The organism is Portibacter marinus (assembly GCF_021533195.1).
Taxonomy (GTDB): Bacteria; Bacteroidota; Bacteroidia; order Chitinophagales; family Saprospiraceae; genus Portibacter; species Portibacter marinus.
The window spans coordinates 13,828-40,262 of the sequence record NZ_JAJNKB010000003.1; the positions used below are offsets into that span (position 1 = coordinate 13,828).

Here is a 26,435-nt window from a genome sequence, read left to right on the forward strand (position 1 = left end):
ACACATTTATATATGTCTTTATTTTATAAGTGTTACATCTCCTTTGAGCACTCTTTCGCTTCCATCAACTAATGTTACAGTGGCATACCAAACGAAGACTGCAGGATCTACAGGAAATCCTTTAAAAGTGCCATCCCAACCAAACTCTTCCGCTCCTGGTGGGAAGTTTGCATTTTCATAGATTAATTCGCCCCATCGGTCAAATATTTTCAGATCATCAATAATATCTACTTGATTTCCTGAGTACAAGGTGAAAAAATCGTTCTTCCCATCATCGTTAGGAGAGAAAATATTGGGTGCATAAACCTTAGATCTGCGGTCCACAAAAATCCGAACATCTGCTACTTCTGTACAACCATCAATATCAGTAACAGTAGCTGTATACAAAGTCGTCTCAAAAGGCCATGCAAGCGGTGAAATACATTCAACACAACTAAGGTTTGCATCAACTGGTGACCAAACGATGGATTCGACTAATGATAAATCAATATTGATCTCAGCTTGAAGTTGAACAGTATCGCCTAAATCTATTCTTTGGTCTTCTCCTGCGTCAATTTGCAAATCACGTCCTTCAGTTATTTCGATGTCTCTGCTTAGACTACAACCATTAGAACCCATAATGGTAACTGTGTAATTACCAGCCCTAAGATTATCCCAAACTGACTCTTCAGTAAATGAACCATTGTTTAAGGAGTACTGAAATGGTCCTATACCGCCGACCACATTGGTTACTGCAATCAAACCTTCAGTGTCTCCAAAACATGGATTTATCTGATCCAAATCAAAATCAACAATCGGTACAATATCGTCATCTACTATGACACTGTCTAGGGAAGAACACCCGTTTCTCGTATTGATTATTTCTAAATAATAAACACCAGTCGCATTTACTGTAGGTGAACTTGTATTTGATCCTGATATGATATTGCCTTCCGCCGTTGTCCATGAATAACTAAATTCTGTTCCAGTAGAAGAATTTGCTCCATTAAGATTTACTTCTGTGGTTATACAGTCTATAGTAAAGTTTGATCCTGCATTAGCGGTAGGATCTTCTCTATCCATTGTCACTGTTACTGTATCCAAAGTACTACAGAAATTTACGGTATCCAGGACTTCAATAACATATTGACCCGCCTCTGATACTGAAACTGAATTTCCCCTTGCGTCACCTGTGATTATACCGCCCTGTAGTGCTGTCCAATTATATACAATGTTAGAATTAAACGTTGAGCCACTTGCATCTAAAACAACCTCTTCATTGTAACAATTCAGAATATCAGGATTGGCAATTGCAGCGATTGGATAATTGACCAAACCTTCTACCAATACCGTATCAGTATTAATACATTGATTTTCTACATCCTCAATGATCAAAATATAAGAGCCTGGAACGTCTGTTTCGAATAAGAAATTATTAGCCAATGACAATGGGTCTCCATCAGGACCAATCCACGTATACTGATAATCTCCTTCACTACTGTTCGTTGCATCGATGGTTACTTTGAGCTGCGCACAATTCAAAGTCTGATTCGGCCCAGCGTCTGCATTCGGGAAGCCCGGATCAATGGTTACCAAGACTGAATCGATCGTTCCACAACCACTAGCTCCATCCATCATTTCTAAGTAGTACCATCCCGGCTGATCTACTAATGGTGTCGCGGAGTTAGCACCAGATATAATATTTCCATCTTGTGTAATCCACTGGAATTGTGTTCCTACAGATTGCGTTCCATCTAATCGCCCTTCCTGCATATCACAATTCAGCTCAAAACCTTGACCGGCTTCTGCTATCGGAAGTGGATTAATAATTGCAGTGACTTCTGCCCCTTCGTCATTACATGGAGCGATGGAAGAAATGGAATATCTAAATCTATATGTTCCACTACTCAATTCAGAAGTTGAAAGTAGACCTACCGTTAGATCTAATGCAGTTCCTGGATTGCCTTCTAAAAGCTCCCATTGACCTCCTACATCTTCATCTGACAATAAATCATACAGATCGATCTGCATATCTGTGAATTCACATAATTCTACTGGAGGCTCTGCTGTTCCCGCTCTCAATTGATCCATAATTTCTACGAAAATAGTAGTGTCAGAAGTACAAAGGGGATCTACAACTTCCAAACTAAAAGTCAATCCATAAGTTCCAGGATCTGCACCCAGAATTTGAAGTATTGATCCATTAATCTGAGCCGCATTACTACCTTGTGGTGTTTCTGATATACTCCAACTACCTTCATCGGAATCATTCTCTAATGTAGAAAGGTCAAAATCCAGTTCAGTATTACAGAAAGGCCCAGCCTCACCTATATTAATCTCTGGACATGCACATTCCAGAACCGTTATGGTTAAGATGTAGGTATTGACCTCACATAGTCCTCCTGTATTGTCCAGTTTATACTCAAACTGATATTCACCTGGTTCTACACCGTGAAAATCCAGGATGTTATCGACGAAGCTGGCACCTGAATTAGAAAGGTCTGTCCAGGTTCCTGAAGAAGATCCAGAAATAATCATCGTATCCAGGTCTATTATCGATCCTTTAAAGTCAAGATTGCAGATCTCCGTAAATTCTACGATCTCAGCTGCTTCAGATTCAAATACATTCACAAAAGCCTCACCACTCGTTTCACCTGTGCAATGTGCGTCCATGACACTATTGATCGAAATGGTTACATCTTCTGTTACATCTATCATCAATGTAAATGTACTGGAGTTAATGTCCGTAAAGTCAAAACTCTGATCATTGACCTGCACCTGGAAAGACCAGGGTGCCACGCCTGTCAACTCAATGTCTATAGAAGTTTGCTCGCCCAAGCATAAATCGAAATTGCCACCAATTTGAGCCGTCGGAGTAGTATACCATACGACCGGTTGACCTATCGCCACTGCCAGGCATTCGTCCGTTAAATCTACAAAACCATCTCCCAAGTCATTACCCACGACAGCCGAAATATAATAGGTCTGACCGTAGTTCATTTGATTAGGATCAAAACTAAAGTTGGCATCAAGACTTTGAGACAAAATATTGATTAAAGCCGTATCTGAGCCCTCATGTAACACAAACATCAGTGCATCATTAAAATCAAATTGCTGTGTTGCATCGTTATACACCCCGGAACCTGTCAGGCTTTCTCCACATAATTCAATGATATCGCTATTCATCACTCCGACCTCCGTAATACATCCACAATCCTCTCCTGGCCCTGCAACCTCTATGATTTCGCATCCATTAATGTCAGTTACTTCAAATTGATATGCAGTACCAGACTGCAAAGTTTCGCTAGTGAATACATACGGCTCAATTCCAGAAGGATTATTGACCAGATTACCGTTAATCAAATAATTTGTAGGATCGCCACCCGATATCTCAAAGGAAACTTTATAGCCAGGCTCCAATGGATTGCATTGAGAAACTATATTTGTTACTCGTGGAGATCCATAAACTTCCACGATGGCATTTCCATCGCCAGGGCTTGCACAACCAGAAGCATTTGAAACATTTCCTATGGTATATTCTCCAGCCTCTGTAACGACTATTTCAAAGACGTCTTGATCCGTGTTAATAGATTCATACAACTCCCCATCCTTAAAAACATCAAGTATCCAGTTGTTTCCATTCGCAAAGTTTATGGTCAATGTCTGACTCTCACCAAGATCAGAGCAAATTCTACCTCCACCTGTCATTACCGCTTCAGGCACATCCTGACCTATTATTGTAAACTGTTGCTCATCACTACATGCCCCGATACCGTCATAGATATAAACCGTCGTTCCAGGTAATATCACATCTCCTACATTAAAGGTTCCTCCCGTTTGGTTAGGTCCTGCATAGTAAGATTCATTTCCAGACAGTTTATTTCCTGTGATATCGCCCAGGATATATTGATCACAGACGAATTGGTCACCTGGATTATCAATCGAAGGTGTCAATTCAATCACCACTTCAAAGGATTCTTCAACGGAACAATCACCAGCATCTATATAAACATACACTGTCATAGATTCACTAATGGCTTCTCCAGGGCTCATGGTTGATCCCGTACCCAACGGTCCGGTAAAGAATTGAGCATTATCAACTGCTGTTCCTGTAATTTCCGGGAGAACAAATTGGTCACAGGTGGAGACATCGCTTATTTCATCAATGGCAGGTGTCACACCAATGGTGATATTGAATGATTCTTCAGCAACACAAGCACCTTCATTCACATAAATGTACAAGGTCATAGATTCGTCAATCACTGTTCCTGGCTCGAAGGAATCACCCTGGCCCTCTGACTCAGTGTAGTATCTAGCTGAGGCTACTCCTGAACCCGAAATTTCTGGCAGCACATAACTATCACAAACTTCAATATCATCTACTGGATCAATAATTGGCGTCGAGAGAATTTCTATGCTCAATATTTCCTCATCTGAGCAAATACCAGAAGCGTCAAATAAGTACAGTATTATACTGTTTTCGATTATCTCACCAGGGAATAGTCTGGTTCCATTTCCACCAGGCTCCGTATAATAAGATTCATTGCCAGATAATCTCTCCCCTTCTATTTCAGGCAATTCAAAAACATCACATAATGAAACGTTAGAAATAGGCGTAATGTCTGGCGTTTCTAAAATAGAAACACTAAACATTTCTTCATCACCACAATCTCCCGCGCTGAGGTAAATATAAAGTGTTGTGGATTCATCGATTACTTCTCCTGCCTGGTATTGATTACCTGCACCACCAGGCTGAGTATAATAGGCCGCGCCTGATACACCAACTCCCTGAATTTCAGGTAATGTATAAGAATCACAAATTGTTAAGTCCTCAATAGGCGTAATATCGGGCGTTTCAACAACCTCTATTTCAAAACTTTCCTCATCGAAACAGATACCATCTTCATCATAGATATAGACCGTCATTGATGAGTTAATCACCTGGCCCTCGTTTAAAATAGTGCCATTTCCACCTGGTTCAGTATAGTAGGCCTCATTACCCGTTAGATTGGTTCCAGTAATCTCTGGCAATGTTAAGGCATCACACCCAGTCATTCCAGATACAGGATTAATGTCAGGTGTAGTCATTATTTCTACATCAAAACTCTCCTGATCACCACAGTCTCCTGCACTCAAGTACATGTATAGTGTGGTACTGGAAGTAATTGCATCACCTGCCATCAATTTGTCTCCCTGTCCATCTGGCATAGTGAAATAAGACGCACCGGATACACCTACACCTTGAATTTCAGGAAGAATAAACTCATCACAAATGACGACGTCATCATGCGGTTCAATGTCAGGTGTCTCAACAATTTCTATGACCAAAATCTCTTCGTCAAAACATTCACCGTTGTTATCGTATACATATATCGTGGTAGAAGAAGAAATTAAGTCTCCTTCAGCTAACACATCGCCATTACCACCAGATTCAGTAAAATACGATACATTATTGGAAAGAGCCGTACCTGTAATAGCTGGTAGTGGGACCTCATCACAACCTGAAATGTTGGATGGTGGGTCAATATCAGGCGTTTCGAGAATTGTTATATTAAAACGCTCTTCGATGCTACAATCTCCCGCATCAACGTACATATAGATCGTAATCGATTCTGAAATCTGTTCTCCTGCTGAATAAGAAGTGCCATTGCCTCCAGACTCCGTGTAGTACAACGCACTCCCGACCCCTACTCCTGTTATAGGCTCAAGGGTGTAGAAGTCACACTCAGTTCTGTCTGGCTGTGGATCTATTTCCGGCGTTTCGACTATTTCAATCGTAAAACTGACCTCCGTAGGGCAATCCAAAGCGATATCATAAGCATACAATGTAGTCGTTTCAGATATAAAATCACCTGGATCAAATGAATTTCCAGTTCCACCAGGACCATCATAATAAGCCTCATTTCCTGTTAAATTCGTTCCAGTTATAGTCGGTAATTCGAAAACATCGCAGTTTGTAAAATTAGATATTGGATCCAACTCAGGAACAGGTAAAATGGAAATATTGAACTGCTTTTCATCAAAACAGGATCCTGCCTGAGTATAAATAAACAGTTGGATATCTTCATTTATGATGTCTCCAGGATTGTAACGTGTACCTCCCTGATTGGTTTCAGTGAAATAAGCTGCATCTCCGCTGATCCCTATTCCAGTGATGTCCGGAAGAGAATACTCGTTACATGCATTTACATCATCCGGTTGATCAATTTCTGGAGTCTCAACGATGGAAACCACAAATTCATCCTCGCCTGAACAGCCATTGGCTATATCATAAGCATATAAGGTAATGTCATCGTTGATGATGTCACCAGGTAGGTATTGATCTCCTTCACCATTAGGTTGCGTGTAATATGCTTCGTCTCCTGATAAATTTGTCCCTCCTATTGGCGGGAGCGTATAAGCATCACAACTTGCAGCATCCGGTTCTGCAATGGGATTAGGCGTCTCGAAAATAGTAATTTCAAATTCAGTCTCGGCTACACAATTGGGTTCTGTACCCGACTCATCATAGATATACATGGTACCACTAAAGTCTATGATATCTCCTGGTTCATATTGAACTCCTGTTCCTTGTGGGCCAGTATAGTAAGCTTCATTTCCTGAGAGATCGTTACCGTCTATAGCCGGCAATATTAATTCTTCACAATTCTCTAGTGGACCTGGATTAAAGATTTCAGGGTTATCGAGAACACGTAAGGTTACTTCTGCAATATCTGAACAACCATTAAAGTCAGTTACGGTCACAAAGTAAGTATCCTCCTCTGAAATTGTAATGGTCTCTTCAGTGGTAGTAGGGGCACTCCACTCATAGGAATAAGGCATCACCCCTCCGGATGCTACTGCTGTAAGGATTACTTCTCCGTCTATGCATATTACCGGGTTTTGAGGACCAAGCACCACATTTAATGCATCATCAGTCTCAGCAACTACTATATCTCGGATTAACTCACAACCTATGTCATCAGTAATGGTGACAGTGTAGGTTCCCGCGAATAAATCGGTAAGTTCGGTTTGATCATCATTACCCGCATCAGACCAAGTCGTGCTATAAGGTTCTGTTCCACCTGATATGGTTAGGAATATTTCTCCAGTGTTCTCACCAGTACATAAAATTTCTGTTATTTCTTCTTCTGCCTCCAATGGTTCAGCTTCAACTGTTATCTCCTGGTCTACAGCAAACGAATTGTCTGAACAATCGACAACGCTATACGCTCTGGTGATGATCAATGGATCTCCTGCACAACCAGATCCACCATTATCCGTTTCACCTACAAAAGTTACCAATGGATTAGGATCGCAAAGATCTGCTTCTCCTAAAACTACTTCCACATTGACGTTTGGAATTTCCGATAAATAAGTCAGTGTCAAATCAATAATCTCATCAGCTACTGGTGGTGTTGTATCTTCAATAGTGATGGTAGCTTCGCATGTAGATTCCCTGCCGCATTCGTCCCTTGCTACAAAGGTAACTGTTGCACTTCCAATGCCCTCGCAAGGTCCATTAATTCCATCAAAATCGTCATCTAAAAATACCAATGAACAATCGTCTGAAGCAGAAACATCATCTAGCCAATTCACAATATCTGAAGTATTACCGTTACCATCACATTCCACAGTTAAATCGTCTGGGCAACTAATAGCAGGCGGTGTCTCATCCACCACAGTAATAATTTGAATACATTCGGCTGTTTCTCCACAGTTGTTGGTAGCTGTCCAGGTTCTGGTAATGATGGCATTTCCGGGACAAGTTTCATCTACTTCATCTTCATAAGTTACCGATTCAATACCACAATTATCAAATCCTTCTGCGAATCCAGTTACAGAGGGGTCTGTATCAGCGGGGCAATCTAATGTAACATCGTCAGGACAAACAATCGTAGTTTCACTATCGTCTATAATAGTAATACTTTGAATACATTCCGTTTCATTGCCACACACATCTGTGATGGTCCATATTCTTATGATTTCTCCGGCTCCATTACATGGATCTAATCCACTTAAGTCATCTTCATATTCTACCAATGGATCCTGATCACAATTATCTGTAACAACAGGTAGCCCAGTTATGGTGGGATCTGTATCAATGGAACAATCCTCATCTAATGCCAGGGTTATATCTGGAGGACATTCAACAATCGGATTAGTATTGTCTTGTACAACAATGGATTGAACGCAAGTAGTGACATTGCCACATACATCTGTGACTGTCCAGGTTCTGACGAAAGTGCCCGTTCCATTACATTCGGTCAATGGTGAGAAATCATCTTCGTATGAAATTTCCGGATTAGCATCACAATTGTCTAACACCGTAGGTTGTCCGGTAAAACTAGGGTCGATGTCAAAGCTACACTGACTGTCAAAGGTAACGGTCACTTCATCCGGACAGATGACTTCAGGTGCAGTTATATCTTGAATGATAAATAGTTGCTCACATGTAGAACTGTTACCACATGCATCTGTCACAGTCCAGGTCCGAATAATGGTACCCGTTCCATTACATCCATCCAAACCAGTTACATCATCTTCGAAGAAAATGGTCGGTGATACATCACAGTTATCTGTGATCGTCGGAACCCCTACTATTCCAGGATCAAGGTCTATTTCACACTGTGTATCATAGTTGATGGTAGTGATGTCTGGACATATTATCTCCGGAGCAATAACATCTATGACTGTAATATTTTGTATGCATATGGTTTCGTTTCCACAAGCATCAGTGATGGTCCAGGTCCTAACGATTAAACCTGTTGCATTACATTGATCTAAACCGCTGACATCATCTTCGTAAATGATTTCGGGATTCTGATCACAGTTATCCGTGACAGTAGGTGTTCCTAATACACCAGGATCCAAATCCAGATCACAATTGTTATCGTACTCCACAGTTACATCTGCTGGACATGTCACCTCTGGTTCCGTAATATCTATCACTGTGATGATTTGGTCACAAGTGGCCACATTTCCACATTCATCTTCAACTCGCCAGGTTCGTGTGAAAAATCCTGTCCCATTACATTCAGACAGATCATCAAGGTCATCTGAATATGTTACATCCAGGTCGCTACTACATGCATCGGTTACCACGGGTTCTCCCAAATCAGTTGGTGTAGATTCTAAACCACATGAATTATCAAAAGCAATGGTCACATCAGCCGGACAAATAATTTCAGGTTCAGTAATATCCTCCACTGTAATCACTTGAATACAAGTTGAAGTTAAATTACACTCGTCTGTTGCTGTCCAAGTTCTTGTGATCACATAAGAGCTTCCACATCCGGGAGCGACATCATCATCATAAGTAATCACCACCCCTCCACAATCATCGGTTCCCGTGGCTACTCCAGTGTTAGAGGGATCAGTATCTGCAGGACAATCTAATGTAATATCCTCTGGACATTCTATTTCAGGAGGTGTATTATCTACAATGGTCAGTGTTACTGTAAAACTTACAATAAATGCACAATTATCTTCAATAGTGTACGTCACATCAAGAGTTCCGCTAGATCCGCATGTATACTGCAGTTGACCATAATCGAAACTACTATTTACGGTAACCGTACCACAAGCATCTGAACTACAATCTATTAAAAGTGCTAAATTATCATCATTCCATTGGTTTGCCTGCGCTTGATTGTCCAGTGCACTACACTCAAGGGTGATGTCCTCCGGTGCACAAGTGACCACTGGGATTGAATTATCTACAAATGTAATGGTTGCTGTTCTCGTTGTTACATTTCCACAATCATCGGTAATTGCATATTCAACTGTCAAAGTCCCTGCATCACCACAACCAGGGATGTAGTTAGCCCAGTCATAGTCACTTGTCACTTCGAAACTTCCACAAGGATCAGAACTACATGTGATAAGGTCATTGATGTTTTGGGAATCCCAGGCTTCAGCCATTGATTCATTGTTGTCTAATCCATCGCATTCAATGGTAGGGCTTGTAGGATCACACGTTACAGTAGGTGCTGATCCATCGATTACAGTTACCGTTGCGATAGTGGTTGTAAAATTACCACAAGCATCAGTCACTGTGAAAATGACATCTCTTGTACCTGCACCTCCGCAATCTACTGTAAATGGCTCATAGTCATTTTCCCAGGTCATTTCATTACATTCATCAGTAGCTGTTGCACCTCCATTATTAGTGAGCCAGGCTTGAATAGCCGTTTCTTGAGTGCTTAGATCACATTCTAAAGTTAGGTCCTGAGCAGCCACAACAACCGGAGGTGTATCATCTATAACAGTGATTATCTGAACACATTGGGTAGTTTGTCCACATAAGTCTTCAGCTGTCCATGTTCTTTCTATTTCAAATGTATTTCCACAGCCAGGATTCACGACGTCGAGATAAGTTATCTCAACGGTTCCACAATCATCACTTCCTGTCGCTACTCCTGTATTAGAAGGTTCCGTATCTGCCGGGCATTGAAGGACAACATCGGGAGGACAAACGATTTCCGGAGCAAGATTGTCTTCAACTGTCAAAGTGGCCTCGCGTGTTACTACATTTCCACATACATCTGTGATCGTGTAGGTTACAGTAATACTTCCAGTTGCTCCACAGCCATCAGATAAGTTTGCAAAATCATAATCATTCTCGACAGTGACATCGCTACAGGCATCACTACTGCATGCAATTAATAATGCCATATTGTCTGCATTCCATGCATCCGCAGCTGCATTATTATCTACTGCATCACATTCTAAAACTATACTTTCTGGATCACAATCCACAATTGGAATAGAAGTGTCCTGGAAAGTGATGGTAGCTGTTCTTGTAGTAACATTTCCACATTCATCTTCAATGTAGAACTCAACATCGAAAGAAAGTGTCTGGCCACAAACAATCGTATAATTCCACGCATAGTTACTCGTTATTTCCAGACTTCCACAAGCATCAGAACTACAATTGGTAAGTAGGTCAATGTTATCCGCTACCCACTGATCGGCTATGGTCTCATTATCAATAGCATTACATTCAAATGTCTGGCTTATGGGATCGCAAGAAACAGTAGGAGCAATATCATCTATAACTGTTAATGTAGCACTTGTCGTACTGATATTCCCACAATCATCCTCCACTGTGAAGGTCACTAAAACAGTTCCAGTCGCTCCACAGTCATCTGAAATATCAGTATAATCATTATCCCAATTGAAACCGTTACAAGCATCGTTGGCTGTAGCCCCTCCATTATTATCTAACCAGTTTTGTATGACAGCATCCTGATTGTTTGCATCACATGGGATCAATAAATCCTGAGCCGGGGTAATGGTAGGCGGTGTGTCATCAATAACGGCAATAATTTGCACACATTCTGAAGTCAATCCACACTGGTCTTCTGCAGTCCAGGTTCTTTCGATTTCAAATGTATTGCCACAACCATTGGTTATTACATCCGTATAGGTAATTGAAACCGCACCACAATCATCTGTCCCTGTTGCCTCTCCAGTATTAGATGGGTCAATGTCTGCAGGACATTGCAATACTATATCAGGTGGACAAATGATTTCAGGCTCTAGATTGTCTTCAACGGTTAAGGTTGCTTGTCGAGTAACTGTGTTACCACAAACATCTTCAATGGTATATGTAACAGTAATTGAACCTGTTCCCCCACATCCATCTGACAAGTTACCAAAATCAAAATTGTTGGTCACTGTTACATCACTACAAGCGTCACTACTACATCCAATCAATAATGCCATATTATTATCATTCCACGCAGTAGCAGCAGAAAGATTATCCGTCGTACTACATTCCAGTACAATATCCTCCGGATCACAATCCACGATTGGATTAGATGTATCTTCAAAGGTGATTGTGGCCACCAGAGTAGTTATATTTCCACAGATGTCTTCAATATAGAATTCTACGTCAAAGGATAGCGTTTGACCACAAACAATGGTGTAATTCCATGCATAATTGCTGGAGACCTCCAGATCACCACATGGATCAGAACTACATCCCTCAAGTAAAGCAATATTATCTGCTACCCATTGATCGGCAATGGCTTCATTATCTAAATCCTCACATTCATAGGTCTGACTCACAGGTGTACAAGATACTACTGGAGCAGAATCATCGATAACAGTAACCGTAGCACTTGTCGTACTGAAATTTCCACAGGCATCCTCCACAGTAAAAACTACAGTAGCGGTACCAGTGGCAGCACAATCATCAGATATATCATCGAAATCATTGGTCCAGTCAAAGCTATTACAAGCATCACTGGCAGTCGCCCCACCATTATTGTCTAACCACGCTTGTATAATGGCATCCTGATTTGTTTCATTACACTGTATGATTAAATCTTCAGCAGGTGTGACTGCAGGAGGAGTATCATCGATAACTGCAATAATTTGTACACATTCTGTAGTAAGTCCACAAAGGTCCACTGCAGTCCATGTTCTTTCTATTTCAAATGTATTTCCGCATAGATCAGTTCTCACATCTTCGTATGAAATCGATACTGGGCCACAATCATCACTTCCAGTTGCAACACCCGTATTGGATGGATCAATGTCAGCGGGACATTGCAGAACAACATCAGCCGGGCAGATGATTTCAGGTTCCGTGTTATCTGTTATGGTAATGGTCGCTGTTCTTAAGATCTCATTTCCACAATCATCAGATATTGTATAATTGACCGTCAATTCACCAGTACCTCCACATTCGTCCGAAAGAGAATTGAATGAATAATCACTCTGTACAGATATGGTACCACATGCATCTGAACTACAAGCTTCCAGCAGTGCAATATTATCTGCATTCCATTGATCTGCAATTCCCTGATCTAAGGAAGCGTTACACTCCAGATCCAGGTCTTCCGCATCACAATCAACAATAGGAACACTTGTATCTTCAAATGAGATCGTTGCAGGTAATGTGGTTACATTTCCACAAACATCCCTTACATAAAACTCTACAGTAAAATTTAAAACCTCACCACAATTGATGTTATAATTCCATAGATAGTTACTCGTAACTTCGAGGTCTCCGCAAGGATCTGAACTACAGCTTTCTAACAAAGTGATATTATCAGCCACCCATTGATCTGCAATGCTCTCATTGTCTGTTAATTCACATTCATAAGTTTCACTTATTGGCGTGCATGATACATTTGGTGCTGAATCATCTATCACTGTGACCGTAGCACTGGTAGTATTGGTATTGCCGCAAGCGTCTTCGACTATAAAAGTCACCAGGGCAGTACCCGTTGCACCACATTCATCTGAAATTCCATTATAATCATGGTCCCAGAAAAAAGTATTACAAGCATCTGTAGCCGAGGCTCCTCCATTATTATCCAACCATGCTTGAATGACGGCATCCTGATCGTTTTCATTGCATGGTATAACCAAATCTTGTGCAGGCGTCAGCGCTGGTGGTGTATTATCAACGACTGTTATCAGTTGAACACAATCAGTGGTAAGTCCACATTCATCTTCAGCTGTCCATGTTCTTTCAATTTCATAGGTATTGCCACAATTCTGCGTGACCACATCTAAATAAGTAATCGTAACAGATCCACAATCATCAGTACCTGTTGCTGTACCGGTATCTGAAGGGTCTGTAGCGGCAGGACAATCCAGAATGACATCAGGAGGACAAACAATATCCGGAGCCGTATTATCGGTGATGGTAAGCGTTGCTGTCCTTGTTACCTCATTACCACAGTTATCACGAATGGTATAGTTAACAGTGATTTCCCCTGATACTCCACAATCATCCGAAAGACCTGTAAATACATAGTCGCTGGATACTGAGATGGTTCCACATTCATCGGAACTACATGCTTCTAATAGAGCAATGTTATCAGCATTCCATTGATTGGCTTCTGTTTCATTGATGGATCCATTACACTCTAGTGCAATATCTACCGGATCACAGTTTACTATCGGATTAGAAGTATCTTCGAAGGTAATCGTGGCGGGCAATGTTGTAACATTTCCACATTCATCTCTCACATAAAACTCGACTGTAAAATTTAAAACTTGACCACAATTGATGTTATAATTCCATATATAATTATTATCGAAGATCAATCCTCCACACGCATCTGAACTGCACCCTTGTAACAAGGCCATATTATCCGCCACCCACTGATCAGCTATTGATTCGTTATCTCCAGAGTTACATTCAAAGGTCTGGCTGACAGGTGTACAAGTAACTGTAGGTGCTGTAATATCAATAATGGTAATCGTTCCAGTTGATGTAACTGTATTTCCACAATCATCTATAATGGTATAGGTAACAGAAGCAGTTCCGGTTCCACCACAATCTTCAGTGAGACCCGTATAATCATTGGACCATGAAATGCCACTACATCCATCACTTGCAACAGTAAAACCGTTATTACCTAACCAATTCTGAATTTGAGCATCTCTATCAGAAAGATCGCATTCAATGGTTATGTCCTGGGCTTGTGTTGTAACTACGGGTGGGGTATTATCAACTACTGAAATTAGCTGCACGCATGATACGCTTAAACCACAATCATCGGTAGCTGTCCAAGTTCTTTCTATTTCATAGGTTCCACCACAACCATTAATGACCACATCATCATAAGTAATGTCTAAATCATCATCACAAAGATCCGTTGCTGTAGCAAATCCAGTTGCAGTAGGCATGGTATCTGCCGGACATTCAAGTGTCAAATCCGGTGGACAAGTAATTTCAGGATCAGTATTATCTTCTACTATAAATGAAGCCGTTGTGCTTGAACTGTTTCCACATTCATCCGTCACATAAAAAGTGACTTCTACTTCTCCTGTCACTCCGCAGCCACCATCAACCATTGGGTTCGCGGGATCATAAGTCCACACAAGATCTGCCTCATCGGTGCAGTTATCTGTCGCTTGAGCATAGCCTCTGACACTTAACCATAAATTTAGGATGCTATTGATATCGCCTCTCTCGCATTCAAATACTTCATCTTGAGCTTCCGGATCGATTACCGGAGGTATGGTATCTCTGATCTCTACCTGTTGAATACAAGTTGTGGCATTGCCACACATATCTTCAACGTAGTAAGTTCTCTCCCACATCATTGGACATGGCAGACCATCTGGGTCATTATTATCTGTTTCACCTAAAAATTGAAAACTGCTTTCATTGACGGTACAGTTGTCAAAAAAACCAGCGCCTGTAGCAGAGATAAATTCGTTCCAGTCCGCATAAATGGGAACATCATCAATGCTACACTGGCCTAAAACCACATCTGGACAAGTCAGAACAGGTTCTTCGTCATCAAAGTTAAAATCCAATTCGATTTCTGCCCAGTAACAATCGCCGGTAACATCCGGATCTTCTACATACAGATAAACTGTGTAAGCATCACATTGATCATAAGTGTGTGTGACAAGGTCAAGCCCTGATCCAAAATCTACTGCACCATCACCAAAGTCCCATGCATAGTCCAGATTATCAGCCAGATAATTATCCTGAGAGTTCATTCCGGAAAATGTTACCGTCAGATTACATTCATCAAAATCAATGATATCTATAACGGCTACAGGATCGAATTCTTCGATCACGTCAAAATTAAATGTAAATGTCCTCGTACAGTTGTACGCATCATCGTTAGTATCGAGAACATATACTGAATAGCGCCCTGCGGCTGGTACATCGTAATCCGGACTATTGGTCACAGCCAATAAATTTCCACCTCCCGCTGGTCCATCATATTCATCATACCAATAATATTCAAAGGTGGGTTCGTCTGGATCCACATCAGCATTGACTTCCCAGGGAAACTCCCCAGTACACACAATGACTTCCTCTAATTCTACAATGATCTGTGGAATAATTATAATATTTACAGTATCGCAAATCAGGATTCCCGTGGGACCACATTGTTCGCTATAAAATTCTCCACATACTTCGTAGATGTACTCATCATCGGTATTCAGGTTCCCCGGGGGAGTAAATACCGGACGCAAACAATCCAACCCCGGTCCAGGGCAATATAGCAACATGGTGTCATTGTCTTCACCCGTTAGAGATCTCCAGGTTATATTGTAAAGTGTGTCTGTAGAGTTGACATTCACTTCGTATTGACAGTTGACGACATCATCCAGTAAAACTACCTGATCTCCAAAACCGTCAGCTTTGTTGGCTTGAATATCCACACAATAGTCTGCCGTTCCTGGCTTACAAATGGTAATGAAAAATTCTCCCGAATTACCATCGACACAAAGACTGTCTCTATCAAAATCATTTAAACTTTCTACACCCCCACTACAAACATCATTTCTGTCAGAAGAAAATTTAATACTACCGGATGTACCCAGATTACCGTAAAATTCAAAACTTAGAGATGTAGTCTGTGGGTTGAGCAACACTTCTACTACATTACATTTAGCATTCGAATTTAATTCGTCACCACAGCAAGGACTTCCGGAAGAACCTTCAATCTGTTGTGCATCGGTTGCTGTAGCGCTTGATGAGAGATCAAACGTGTAGTGAGCAACGTCACCCAATGGACAAGTATGCAATCCATCTGGAGCTGGAGCAGGACAAGATTCTGCACTTTGACCCCAAGCAGATATACAAATTGTAAATAGTAAAAGACAGAGAAAAAATTCCCTGACTTTCTGTCTTCTGTTTTTAATGTAGAATTGCTCCAACTTCCTAACGATCTTTTGGTATTTAAAAAAATACACCTCATTGATAGCAAACGAAGGGATATAACTAGGGCCTATTGCCAGGGTGAATGCATAGTACAAGTATTATAATATCCAGGTCCAGTCTCTATCTATAAAAAGCGTTACTCAGATAATAAGAAACGTTAAAATGTAAGCCCCCCTACATATTTATGAGCGTTGAAACATATAGTTATTTCAGTAATGTGAATTGAAATACACATTCTATATCGAGATTGATATAATGATGATTAGAAAACGCACATTCAATGGTGCAATTATAAAATGAAAAATCGGGATCAAATGGGAGATGGCAAAATTCTTAAAGATCTGATTACCTAAGAATAGTAAGGCTTCCAGTCTGTAAGTAATCTTCTCCCTTGCAAGAATAATTCACCTTGTAGAGAAATACATTAGGATTCAATTTTTGATCTTGAAGGGTACCGTCCCACTGATCTGTCCTAACGTTCGTAGAAAACACTCGTTCTCCCCACCTATCAAAAATTTCGAAAGATCGAAGTTCTTCAATGATGAAAGCATTACTGATGCCAATTCTGTCATTAAGCCCGTCGTTATTGGGCGTAAACGCATTTGGAATTAATAAATTATCACACTCTACTGCATCAGAATCTATGACTGCTATGGAAATAGTATCTCGACCACGACAAATGCCGTAATTGTAATTAATTCCATACATGGTTGTCGACGAAGGAGAAATTATCGGCTCAAGCTCTAATGGTTCATTTACGCTGGTCGTCGGGAACCAGGTAAGGTCATCTGAACACGTTTTGGTTTGATTAATTTGAACTGAAGTTCCAGAGAAAATGGTGGTATCACTGGTAAGAATATGATCAAGCTTTCTGTAATCAGCGAAAATTTCACCGACTGTCAATGCTCTATCATAAATCTTAAACTCATCTATTTTACCCATGAAGGGAGTTTCTCCGAAAGATTGACAAGGACTTTTGGCAAATGCCATTGTTCCGCTGGAATCCAATCGAATTTGACCATTTGTAAAGTCATTATCAAAAAATTGACCATCCAGATATAAGGCATAATTCTCATTGTCGCGAACTACCACTACCTGATGCCAACATTGATCTGTATTGACTTTAGCGTCCATTTCTACAAACAAATCAAAATCTCTTGCCATCTGCACTCGTAGGGTGGATTCTTGAGCTAAATACTTGATCGTCAATGTACTATCCACGCGACATCGAGAAGAAACGGAGAAAATGTCAGTAATTCTACTGGCATCGTCAGGAATCATAAAATAAAAGCTAAGGGTAAAATCTTCCTGAAACAAATCTGTGTATGACGAATCAAATTCTAGGGCGCTATCGCTATCTTGTAAAGAGATGGATTCCCCTTCTACACCACAATCACAACCTACATCACCCAAAACTTCGGGGTCCACCAGATTACCCGAATTTATAGCCAGACAATCATCAAAGCTGATATAAACGGTTTGACCTGAAAGTAGGACACTTCCAAAAAATAAAAGGCAAAAAGCTATTCTTCTCATTATCCACCAAATAATCCTCCCAGTCCAGGAGGCAACATATCGCTTATCATCGATTGAGATTCAACTTCAGCTTTTTCACCCGCAAGTTCCAAAGCACGATTTACTGCGACTAAAACCAAATCTTCAAGTTCTTCAACATCTTCAAGAGTGATTTTATTTTGGTCGATTTTAATATTTAACACTTCTTTGTTGCCATTGGCCTTCACCGCCACTGCTCCATCACCTGCCTCGGCCTGCACTTCGATTTTTGCTAATTTCTCCTGAAGTGCTTTTTGCTTCTCTTCCATATTACCCATCAAATCTCCAAACATGACCTATAATTTTAATTTAAACATTGCTAGAATTGCTCTCAAAACATGTCCTTAGAGAGCGTGAAAATAAAATAAACATAAAAAATGACCAACATCACGCCTTCCCATCTGCTTAATTTTTTACTGATACAACCTACCGCAAACATAATGGTTATGGCCATCATAAAAGGCAAACTGAAATCATTTGTACTTTCTGGAATGACCAAATCACCTATTAAGCTTGGTATACCTACAACTGCATATGTGTTGAAAATGTTAGATCCTAATACATTACCTACTGCAATACCTGGTTTACCCTTTCTTGCAGCCGCTATGCTGACCACAACTTCAGGCAATGAAGTTCCCAAGGCCAAAACCGATAAAGCGATAAAATCTCGATTGACACCCAATTGAAGAGAAATTCTCTCTATGGCAAAAATTGTGTAATAAGCCCCGAAATAAACAACCACTCCGGATATCAACAATATGATTAAATCTTTGATTTGAAATTTGGGTTTCTCTACATCATCAACCCGTTGACCGAAAGAATTCAAAAGAAAAACAACCAGAGCAACAAGGAATAAAATAGATTCCATGACGGTCACCTGATTATCTGCCAAGACAAAATAAAGAAAGAACGCAGAAGCAAGTAGTAGTGGCATTTCAATATCCATAATATCAAAATCCATCACTATCTTTTTGGCGACAATGGCGGTAAGGCCGAGAACCAACAAAATATTCGTGATATTTGATCCTATTACGTTACCTATGACAATTTCTGAGGAGCCTGCAAAAACTGCGGCCATCGACGTTGCTAGTTCGGGTAAAGATGTTCCAAATGCGACAATTGTTACACCAATAATGAAAGGTGAAATACCAATAGACAAACCAATTCTCTCAGCTGCTTCCACAAAAAAGTCAGAAGCTTTTAGCAAAGCAGCCAGGCTAACGACGAAGATGAGAATATTGACTAATAAGTCCACAAGGCCATTTTAGTCGCGAAAATAGAGTAAATAATCGGAACAAATTATAGAAAGCGTTTTTTTAGGACACTGTGTATACAATATTAAAGTTATAGATGTAAATTTGCCGTCCGATGAAAAAACTATTTAAGAAGAAGGAAAAATCCACAGAAGTCAAAAAGGCGGAAGTAGAAGCAGAAATGGGATTTTTAGACCATCTCGAACAATTGAGGTGGCATATTCTCAGATCCTTTGCCGCCGTTTTCGTTATTGGCATTGCTGTTTTCATCGCTAAGGACTTTGTATTTGGTACCATTATTTTTGGGCCACTAAAAGAGAGTTTTCCTACATTTCAAATGTTTTGTACGCTGGCAGAGAGTATGTGTTTTGGTCCACCGAAAATGCAATTGGATACTATCAATATTGGAGAGCAGTTCATTATCCATATCAAGTCATCCATCATGATTGGCTTCATTTGCTCCTTTCCCTATGTCTTTTGGGAAATTTGGAGATTTGTGAAGCCAGGATTGTATGATAAGGAGAAAAAGTACACCAGAGGGGTGGTAGTCATTGCCTCACTACTATTCATTTCCGGAGTGCTTTTTGGATACTTCATTATATCACCATTTGCACTCAACTTCTTAGGTAACTATACCGTGGCAGAAAATGTAGAATCCGGAGGTACACTGGCATCATACATTACTTATATGTTTATGTTCACACTGCCTACAGGAATTATTTTCCAATTACCCATAGTGGTTTACTTCCTGTCTAAAATAGGGCTGGTCACACCAGAATTTATGAAAAAATACAGGAGACATGCCATAGTAGTCATTCTGATTCTGGCTGCTATCATAACACCACCGGATATCATAACACAGTTTTTGATTGGAATCCCAGTTTACTTTCTTTACGAAATCAGTATTATTATTTCTAAACGCGTACAACCCGATCCAGACTTTTGACCAGGGTTTCAAATAACATAACATTATTTTTAAAGCTTTTCATTCCCACTTTCTGGGTTGTTTTTTTCACGTCGTTTCTGTTCGCTATCTTTTTAATTGACCCTGATAGTATTCCCCTTTTAGGTTCGTGGCAATTCAGAACTGCTTACCTAATGATGTACTTCATATTCGGATTATTTCTTTATTTCACAGTATTCCAACTCTTACGGGTAGATATGGGTCCTGAGAGATACTTTGTAAGTAATTACTGGAAGACTTATGCTTACCATTATGATGACATAGAACGCATCGAGGAGAAGAACTATGGTCTTTTCAAATTAATAACCATACATCTTCGCGCAAAAGGAAAACTAGGACGACGCATAACATTCATTCCGAGCTATAAGAATTACGAACACTTCATTTCGGAACACCCTGATTTATTTGCCCACTTGACGTAAAAGGTAATCTAGTGCAATTACTTGGAACTCATTGTCACAACTGGACAGATAATTTCTTCTAATGAAATACCTCCGTGCTGAAAGGTGTCATTATAGAAATTATTAAAGTAATTATAGTTGTTGGGATACAAGAAGAATTTATCCGCCTTAGCAAAAATAAATCTTGAACTCACGTTTGGTTTTGGCAATCCAAATGCGTGAGGATCGACGGATTCCAGCACATCCTTTTTGTCATATTTTAGATTTCTCCCTACTTTATACCTTAAATTTGTAGTGGTTTCCCTATCTCCTACCACCTTAGACGGTTGACTAACCCTTATAGTGCCATGGTCGGTAGTGACGATCAACTTCACATCCTTATCCGCAATTTTTTGAAGCGCAGTCCACAAAGGAGAATTCTTGAACCAGGAAACCGTCAGGGACCGATACGCTTTTTCATCTCTGGCCAGTTCTTTAAGCACTTCCATCTCTGTTCTTGCGTGGGACAACATGTCTATGAAGTTGTAGACAATCACAGTCAAATCATTTTGAACATAATTCTGGATATTGTCATTCAGTACTTTGCCATAATAGGTGTTCGTGACTTTTATGTATTCAGATTTGACTTCCTTTCTCATCACCCTTTGAATCTGATCTTCCAGCAACTCTTTCTCTTTTAGGTTTTTGCCACCTTCTTCATTGTCGTTCAGCCACCAATCTGGATGCATGCGCTCAATTTCTAGCGGCATCAACCCTGAAAAAATGGCGTTGCGAGAGTACTGAGTGGAAGTAGGCAGAATGGAAAAGAAATAATCTTCTTCGTCTTTCTTAAACAAATCACTTAGAATAGGTTCTATCATTCTCCACTGATCATACCTAAGGTTGTCCAGTAAAAGCATGATGGTAGGTCTATTATCCTCCAATTGCGGAAAAATCTTTTTTCGCATTAAGGTATTGGACATCACCGGGCCATTGCCTTCTAGCCAATCTTCATAGTTTTTGACTACATATTTGGAAAACTCACTATTGGCTTCATTTTTCTGCATGGAAAGAATGTCCTGCATTTGATCTACCTCGGATTCATCCAACTTGAGTTCCCAGTTTATAATTTTCTTATAAGTATCAACCCAGCCTGGTACATCCAAACCACTATTGATATCCATCAGGATCTTGCGAAATTCCTGCTGATAATCTGAAGCCGTCTTTTCACTCACCAGCCTTTTGTTATCCACTATCTTTTTCAGCGTGAGTAAAATCTGGTTAGGATTTACAGGTTTGATCAGGTAGTCGTCTATTTGGGAGCCAATGGCCTCTTCCATCAAGTTTTCTGCTTCATTCTTAGTGATCATTACAACTGGTATGTTAGGAGAATCTGCTTTTATTTTAGTTAGGGTTTCCAGTCCGGTAATGCCTGGCATAGATTCATCCAGAAATATAACATCGATGTCATTATTGTCTTTGAGCTCATCCAGTGCATCATACCCATTCGAAACCGTCAAAACCTCATATCCCTTTTTCTCTAAAAAAAAGAGTTGTGGCTTAAGCATTTCTATCTCATCATCTGCCCAGAGTATCTTAATTTTCGACATCTATTTTATTTTACTTATTTGTTAATGGTCCAAAGTAGGCCAAGTTCGAAACGTTAAGAAATATCGATATATTATTTTTTTAAGTTTTATTAAATAAGTCCTGGTAATTTTGCCGAGAATTTAAAGTTGATGTCCATTTGAGTAAGAAGAAAATTTTTAATGACCCGATCTATGGCTTTATAAGTTTCCCTCATGAGATTTTATATGATCTTATCGATCATCCTTATTTTCAGCGATTGCGTCGTATTGCACAAATGGGCCTGTCTCACTTTGTTTATCCAGGAGCTTTACATACCAGGTTTCACCACGCTTTAGGCAGTTTGCACCTCATCACACAAGCCATCCAGGTTTTAAGAGAAAAAAACGTCATTGTTTCAGCGGAAGAATCTGAAGCAGTCAGTATTGCTATTTTACTTCATGACATTGGCCATGGTCCTTTCTCTCATGCATTAGAGGGCTTATTTGTCAATGTGTCACATGAACAGCTCTCATTGGCCTTTATGGAAACGCTGAATGAGGAATTTAATGGGCAATTAAGTCTCGCGATGGAAATTTTTAAAGGCAATTATCCCAGGAAATTTTTACATCAATTGGTCTCCAGTCAATTAGATATGGATAGAATGGATTATCTAACCAGAGACAGTTTCTTCACTGGAGTAGCTGAAGGTGTAATTTCGTACGACCGGATTATAAAGATGCTCAATGTTAGAAATGATGAACTGGTAGTAGAACAGAAGGGCATTTTTTCCATCGAAAAATTTCTGTTATCCAGAAAATTGATGTATTGGCAAGTATATCTACACAAGACCTCTATCATAAGCGAACAAATGTTACGAAGATTTGTACGGATGCTAAGAGATTACCTAAAAGTAAGTAATCATGCGTTTTACAATGACAATTTAAGTTACTTTTTAACAAAAAACGTTGATGTCTACAACTTGACAGCAAACCGCAACAACGTAATTAGCAAATATGCTGATCTAGACGACTTTGATATTTATGTTTTGATTAAAAAGTTTGTGAAAGTCGATAACTTTTCACTGAACTTCATCGCTAATGGCTTATTGAATAGAAAGTTATTCAAAATTGAGCTATCAGACCATGAATTTACTTCACACCATATTAAAAATGTTCGTGATAAAATTCAATCATATTATGATGTAGATGCTCATATTGCTGAGGAGCTGACTCTTGTTGGCACAGAAAGCAATCTAGCCTATCATAAAGGTAAAGATGAAATAAAAATTTTGACAAAAGAGGAGGAAGTTATTCCATATTCATTAGGTGAAAATAATTTAGTTCAGACGAAGAGCATCCGGAAACACTTTCTTTGTTATCCAAAAGAAGTCTATTAAAATCAAGGACTTACGCAATTAAAATTATGTTTAACACAAAATAGCTCAACCCTATTTTATTTCTAACTTTCTAAAATTCTTATTATACTATGAGAAAGACTAATTACATCATTACAACAATACTACTGCTTGCAGTGTATGTGGCAGGTGCTCAACCGGGTGCTGATATGCCACCAGCTGAACCAGGTAAGTGTTTTGCCAAGTGCTTGATAGCAGATCAGTATGAAACTGTGACTGAGCAAGTTCTTGTAAAAGAAGCCTCGCAAAGAGTAACAGTTGTGCCAGCGCAATACGAGACAGCAACAGAACAGGTTTTAAGAAAAGAAGCTGCTACACAATTGAATGCGCAGCCTGCTACATTCGAAACAGTTTCAGAGCAAGTTTTGGCCAAGGAGGCCGGCACGACTATTTCCATAAGTCCTGCAACATTCGAAAGTGTGAGCGAACAAGTACTTACCAAGGAGGCGGGAACTCAACTTTCTGTAACTCCTGCTCAATATGAAACGGTGACTGAGCAAGTGCTCGCTAAGGAAGGTACTGGATCTCTACGAGTGATCCCGGCTAAGTTCGAAACAGTGACTGAACAAGTCATGGTAAAAGAAGGATACACTACACTTAAAGTAATACCAGCTCAATTCGAAACAGTCACAGAACAAGTATTAAAGCAAGCCGGTTACAGCACCATTGAAATCACACCGGCTCAGTACGAGACCGTTACAGAACAAGTGTTAACTAAAGAAGCTTCTTCGCAGCTAAAGGTTGTTCCTGCAAAATACGAGACCGTTACAGAGCAAGTTTTGACCAAGGAGGGTTATACTGTACTTACGGCAACACCAGCTCAGTATGAGACGGTAACAGAACAAGTGTTGGTAAAAGATGCCTATCAGACATTAAAAGTAGTACCGGCAAAGTATGAGACGGTAACAGAACAAGTTTTGATTAAAGAGGCTTCAAGCAGGATTGAAAGGAAGCCTGCAAGATATGAAACAGTGACTGAACAAATAGAAGTTTCTCCTGCGGATACAAAATGGGTTAAGAAAAAAGCTGACCCTAGTTGTTTATCTGCAGATCCTGAAGATTGTTTAGTGTGGTGTTTGGTAGAAGTTCCTGCTCAATATAGAACAGTAAGCAAGCAAGTGAGACAGCCATGTGAAGATGGCTGGACTGATAACGGTGCTGACTGCATTAGGACTATTGAAGTACCTGCTCAATATGATACAAGATCTTATCAAAAGTTGGTTTCTCCTGCGACTACTGAAGTAGTAGAGGTACCTGCTGAATACCAAACCAGGTCTTACCAGAGATTAGTTACCCCTGCGTCTACAACTTCTGAGGAAGTTCCAGCAGAATACGGTACAAGATCTTATCAGAAGTTAGCATCACCTGCAACTACTGAAAGAGTAGAAATTCCTGCTCAATATGGTACAATCTCATATGAAAAACTGGTATCACCGGCAACAAGTACAAAGACGGAAGTGCCTGCTCAATATGAAACCAGATCTTACCAAAAGTTGGTGAAAGATGCGACCACTGAATCTGTTACTGTTCCAGCCGAATACACTACAAGAACAATCAGACAATTAGCCTCAGATGCTATGGTAGAAGAAGTTCCTTGTGGTAAAACCATGACTTTGGATAACGTAAATTTCCAAACTGGTTCAGCAGTGCTAACTCAAACATCATATGTTGAAATAGATAAATTGGTGGTTATGTTGGAAGAAGACGGTGACGTCACTGCAATGCTAGTAGGCCACACTGACAGCCAGGGCGGAACTGAGGCCAATAGAGTGCTTTCAGAAGCCAGAGCGAAAGCGGTATATGATGCCTTGATCGAAAGAGGAATAGATGAAGATAGATTGAGTTATGAAGGTAGAGGAGAATCTTCTCCAATCGCGAGCAATGACACGGCTGAAGGTAGAAGACAGAATAGAAGAACTGACTTCGTCACCTATGGTGGAAGTGAGGAAGTTACAGATTGTAACGAGTATAAAACCAGAACTTATCAGAAACTGGTTACCGACGCTACAGTCAACACGACAGAAGTTCCTGCTCAATATGAAACAAGAACTTATCAGAAACTGGTGAATGATGCCACAGCTAATACCACTGAAGTTCCTGCTGAGTATACTACAAGATCATATCAAAAATTAGCCAATCAAGCGGCTACCAATACTGATGAAATGGAAGCTCAATATGAAACCAGATCTTACCAAAGATTGGTATCCCCGGCTTCGACTCAAACTACTGAAATTCCTGCTGAATACAAGACAGTGTCTAGAAGACAGTTGGTAAAAAAAGGTGGATTCACAGAATGGAGAGAAATCGTTTGTGAAAGCGATATGACTTCTGATTTGGTCAGAAAAGTACAAAATGCTTTAATAGCAAGAGGTTATGATCTGGGGCCAGCTGGTGCTGATAATCAGATGGGACCATCTACTAAGGCTGCTTTGATTAAGTTTCAGAGAGAAAACAATTTACCAATAGGTAATCTTGATTATGAAACATTGGAAGCACTTGAAATAGAGCAATAAAATTTTTAAGTAAATAATAAGAAAGGTTGCCTCCGAAAGAGGTGACCTTTTTTTATGTATACAAGTCTTTTATTTCACTTATTTGATGATGTGACTTTTCTCTATATTTTACCATTTAGCTTGAACAGCTTGCGAAACTTTTCGTTTTTACCGAGCAAGTATTTCTGCTATCT

Annotated in this window: 9 protein-coding genes; 4 read left to right on the forward strand and 5 right to left on the reverse strand. The window is 40.0% G+C overall.

The window, feature by feature from the left end:
• Nucleotides 1-18: 18 nt before the first annotated feature.
• The 4 genes from L2567_RS07855 to L2567_RS07870 all read right to left on the reverse strand — a co-directional run bounded on the left by L2567_RS07855 (nt 19) and on the right by L2567_RS07870 (nt 19,424).
• Entirely contained in the window at nt 19-16,611 is a 16,593-nt protein-coding gene (locus L2567_RS07855) for a T9SS type B sorting domain-containing protein (protein WP_235297204.1), read from the reverse strand.
• A gap of 349 nt (nt 16,612-16,960) precedes the next feature.
• Nucleotides 16,961-18,151, reverse strand: coding sequence for a LamG-like jellyroll fold domain-containing protein (locus tag L2567_RS07860; protein ID WP_235297205.1), 1,191 nt, complete (start codon nt 18,149-18,151; stop codon nt 16,961-16,963).
• Nucleotides 18,151-18,462: a YbaB/EbfC family nucleoid-associated protein gene (locus L2567_RS07865; RefSeq protein WP_235297206.1), complete on the reverse strand. Its 312-nt coding sequence runs from the start codon at nt 18,460-18,462 to the stop codon at nt 18,151-18,153. Before L2567_RS07865 ends, L2567_RS07860 begins: the two co-directional genes overlap by 1 nt.
• Nucleotides 18,463-18,500: 38 nt before the next feature.
• Entirely contained in the window at nt 18,501-19,424 is a 924-nt protein-coding gene (locus L2567_RS07870) for a calcium/sodium antiporter (protein ID WP_235297207.1), read from the reverse strand.
• 113 nt (nt 19,425-19,537) lie between these two features.
• Here L2567_RS07870 and tatC point away from each other — a divergent pair, with 113 nt between their 5' ends.
• The gene (gene tatC, locus L2567_RS07875) at nt 19,538-20,368 is read left to right on the forward strand and encodes a twin-arginine translocase subunit TatC (RefSeq protein ID WP_235297208.1); all 831 of its coding nucleotides are present in this window, start codon (nt 19,538-19,540) and stop codon (nt 20,366-20,368) included.
• 152 nt (nt 20,369-20,520) lie between these two features.
• The gene (locus L2567_RS07880; protein ID WP_235297209.1) at nt 20,521-20,808 is read left to right on the forward strand and encodes a hypothetical protein; all 288 of its coding nucleotides are present in this window, start codon (nt 20,521-20,523) and stop codon (nt 20,806-20,808) included.
• A 17-nt stretch (nt 20,809-20,825) separates the two neighbouring features.
• On the opposite strand, the gene porX is transcribed toward L2567_RS07880, so the two are convergent.
• Nucleotides 20,826-22,376: a T9SS response regulator signal transducer PorX gene (gene porX / locus L2567_RS07885; protein WP_235297210.1), complete on the reverse strand. Its 1,551-nt coding sequence runs from the start codon at nt 22,374-22,376 to the stop codon at nt 20,826-20,828.
• 137 nt (nt 22,377-22,513) lie between these two features.
• Between porX and L2567_RS07890 the strand changes: the two genes are divergently transcribed.
• Entirely contained in the window at nt 22,514-23,731 is a 1,218-nt protein-coding gene (locus L2567_RS07890) for an HD domain-containing protein (RefSeq protein WP_235297211.1), read from the forward strand.
• A gap of 89 nt (nt 23,732-23,820) precedes the next feature.
• Nucleotides 23,821-26,262, forward strand: a complete 2,442-nt coding sequence (locus L2567_RS07895) for an OmpA family protein (RefSeq protein ID WP_235297212.1) — start codon at nt 23,821-23,823, stop codon at nt 26,260-26,262.
• Nucleotides 26,263-26,435: the final 173 nt, after the last annotated feature.

What these genes read in the sequence shown, in the direction of transcription:
- L2567_RS07860 (WP_235297205.1), bottom strand. Translation starts at nt 18,151, where the DNA reads ATGAGAAGAATAGCTTTTTGCCTTTTATTTTTTGGAAGTGTCCTACTT.
- L2567_RS07865 (WP_235297206.1), bottom strand. Translation starts at nt 18,462, where the DNA reads ATGTTTGGAGATTTGATGGGTAATATGGAAGAGAAGCAAAAAGCACTT.
- porX (WP_235297210.1), bottom strand. Translation starts at nt 22,376, where the DNA reads ATGTCGAAAATTAAGATACTCTGGGCAGATGATGAGATAGAAATGCTT.
- tatC (WP_235297208.1), top strand. Translation starts at nt 19,538, where the DNA reads ATGAAAAAACTATTTAAGAAGAAGGAAAAATCCACAGAAGTCAAAAAG.
- L2567_RS07895 (WP_235297212.1), top strand. Translation starts at nt 23,821, where the DNA reads ATGAGAAAGACTAATTACATCATTACAACAATACTACTGCTTGCAGTG.
- L2567_RS07880 (WP_235297209.1), top strand. Translation starts at nt 20,521, where the DNA reads ATGATGTACTTCATATTCGGATTATTTCTTTATTTCACAGTATTCCAA.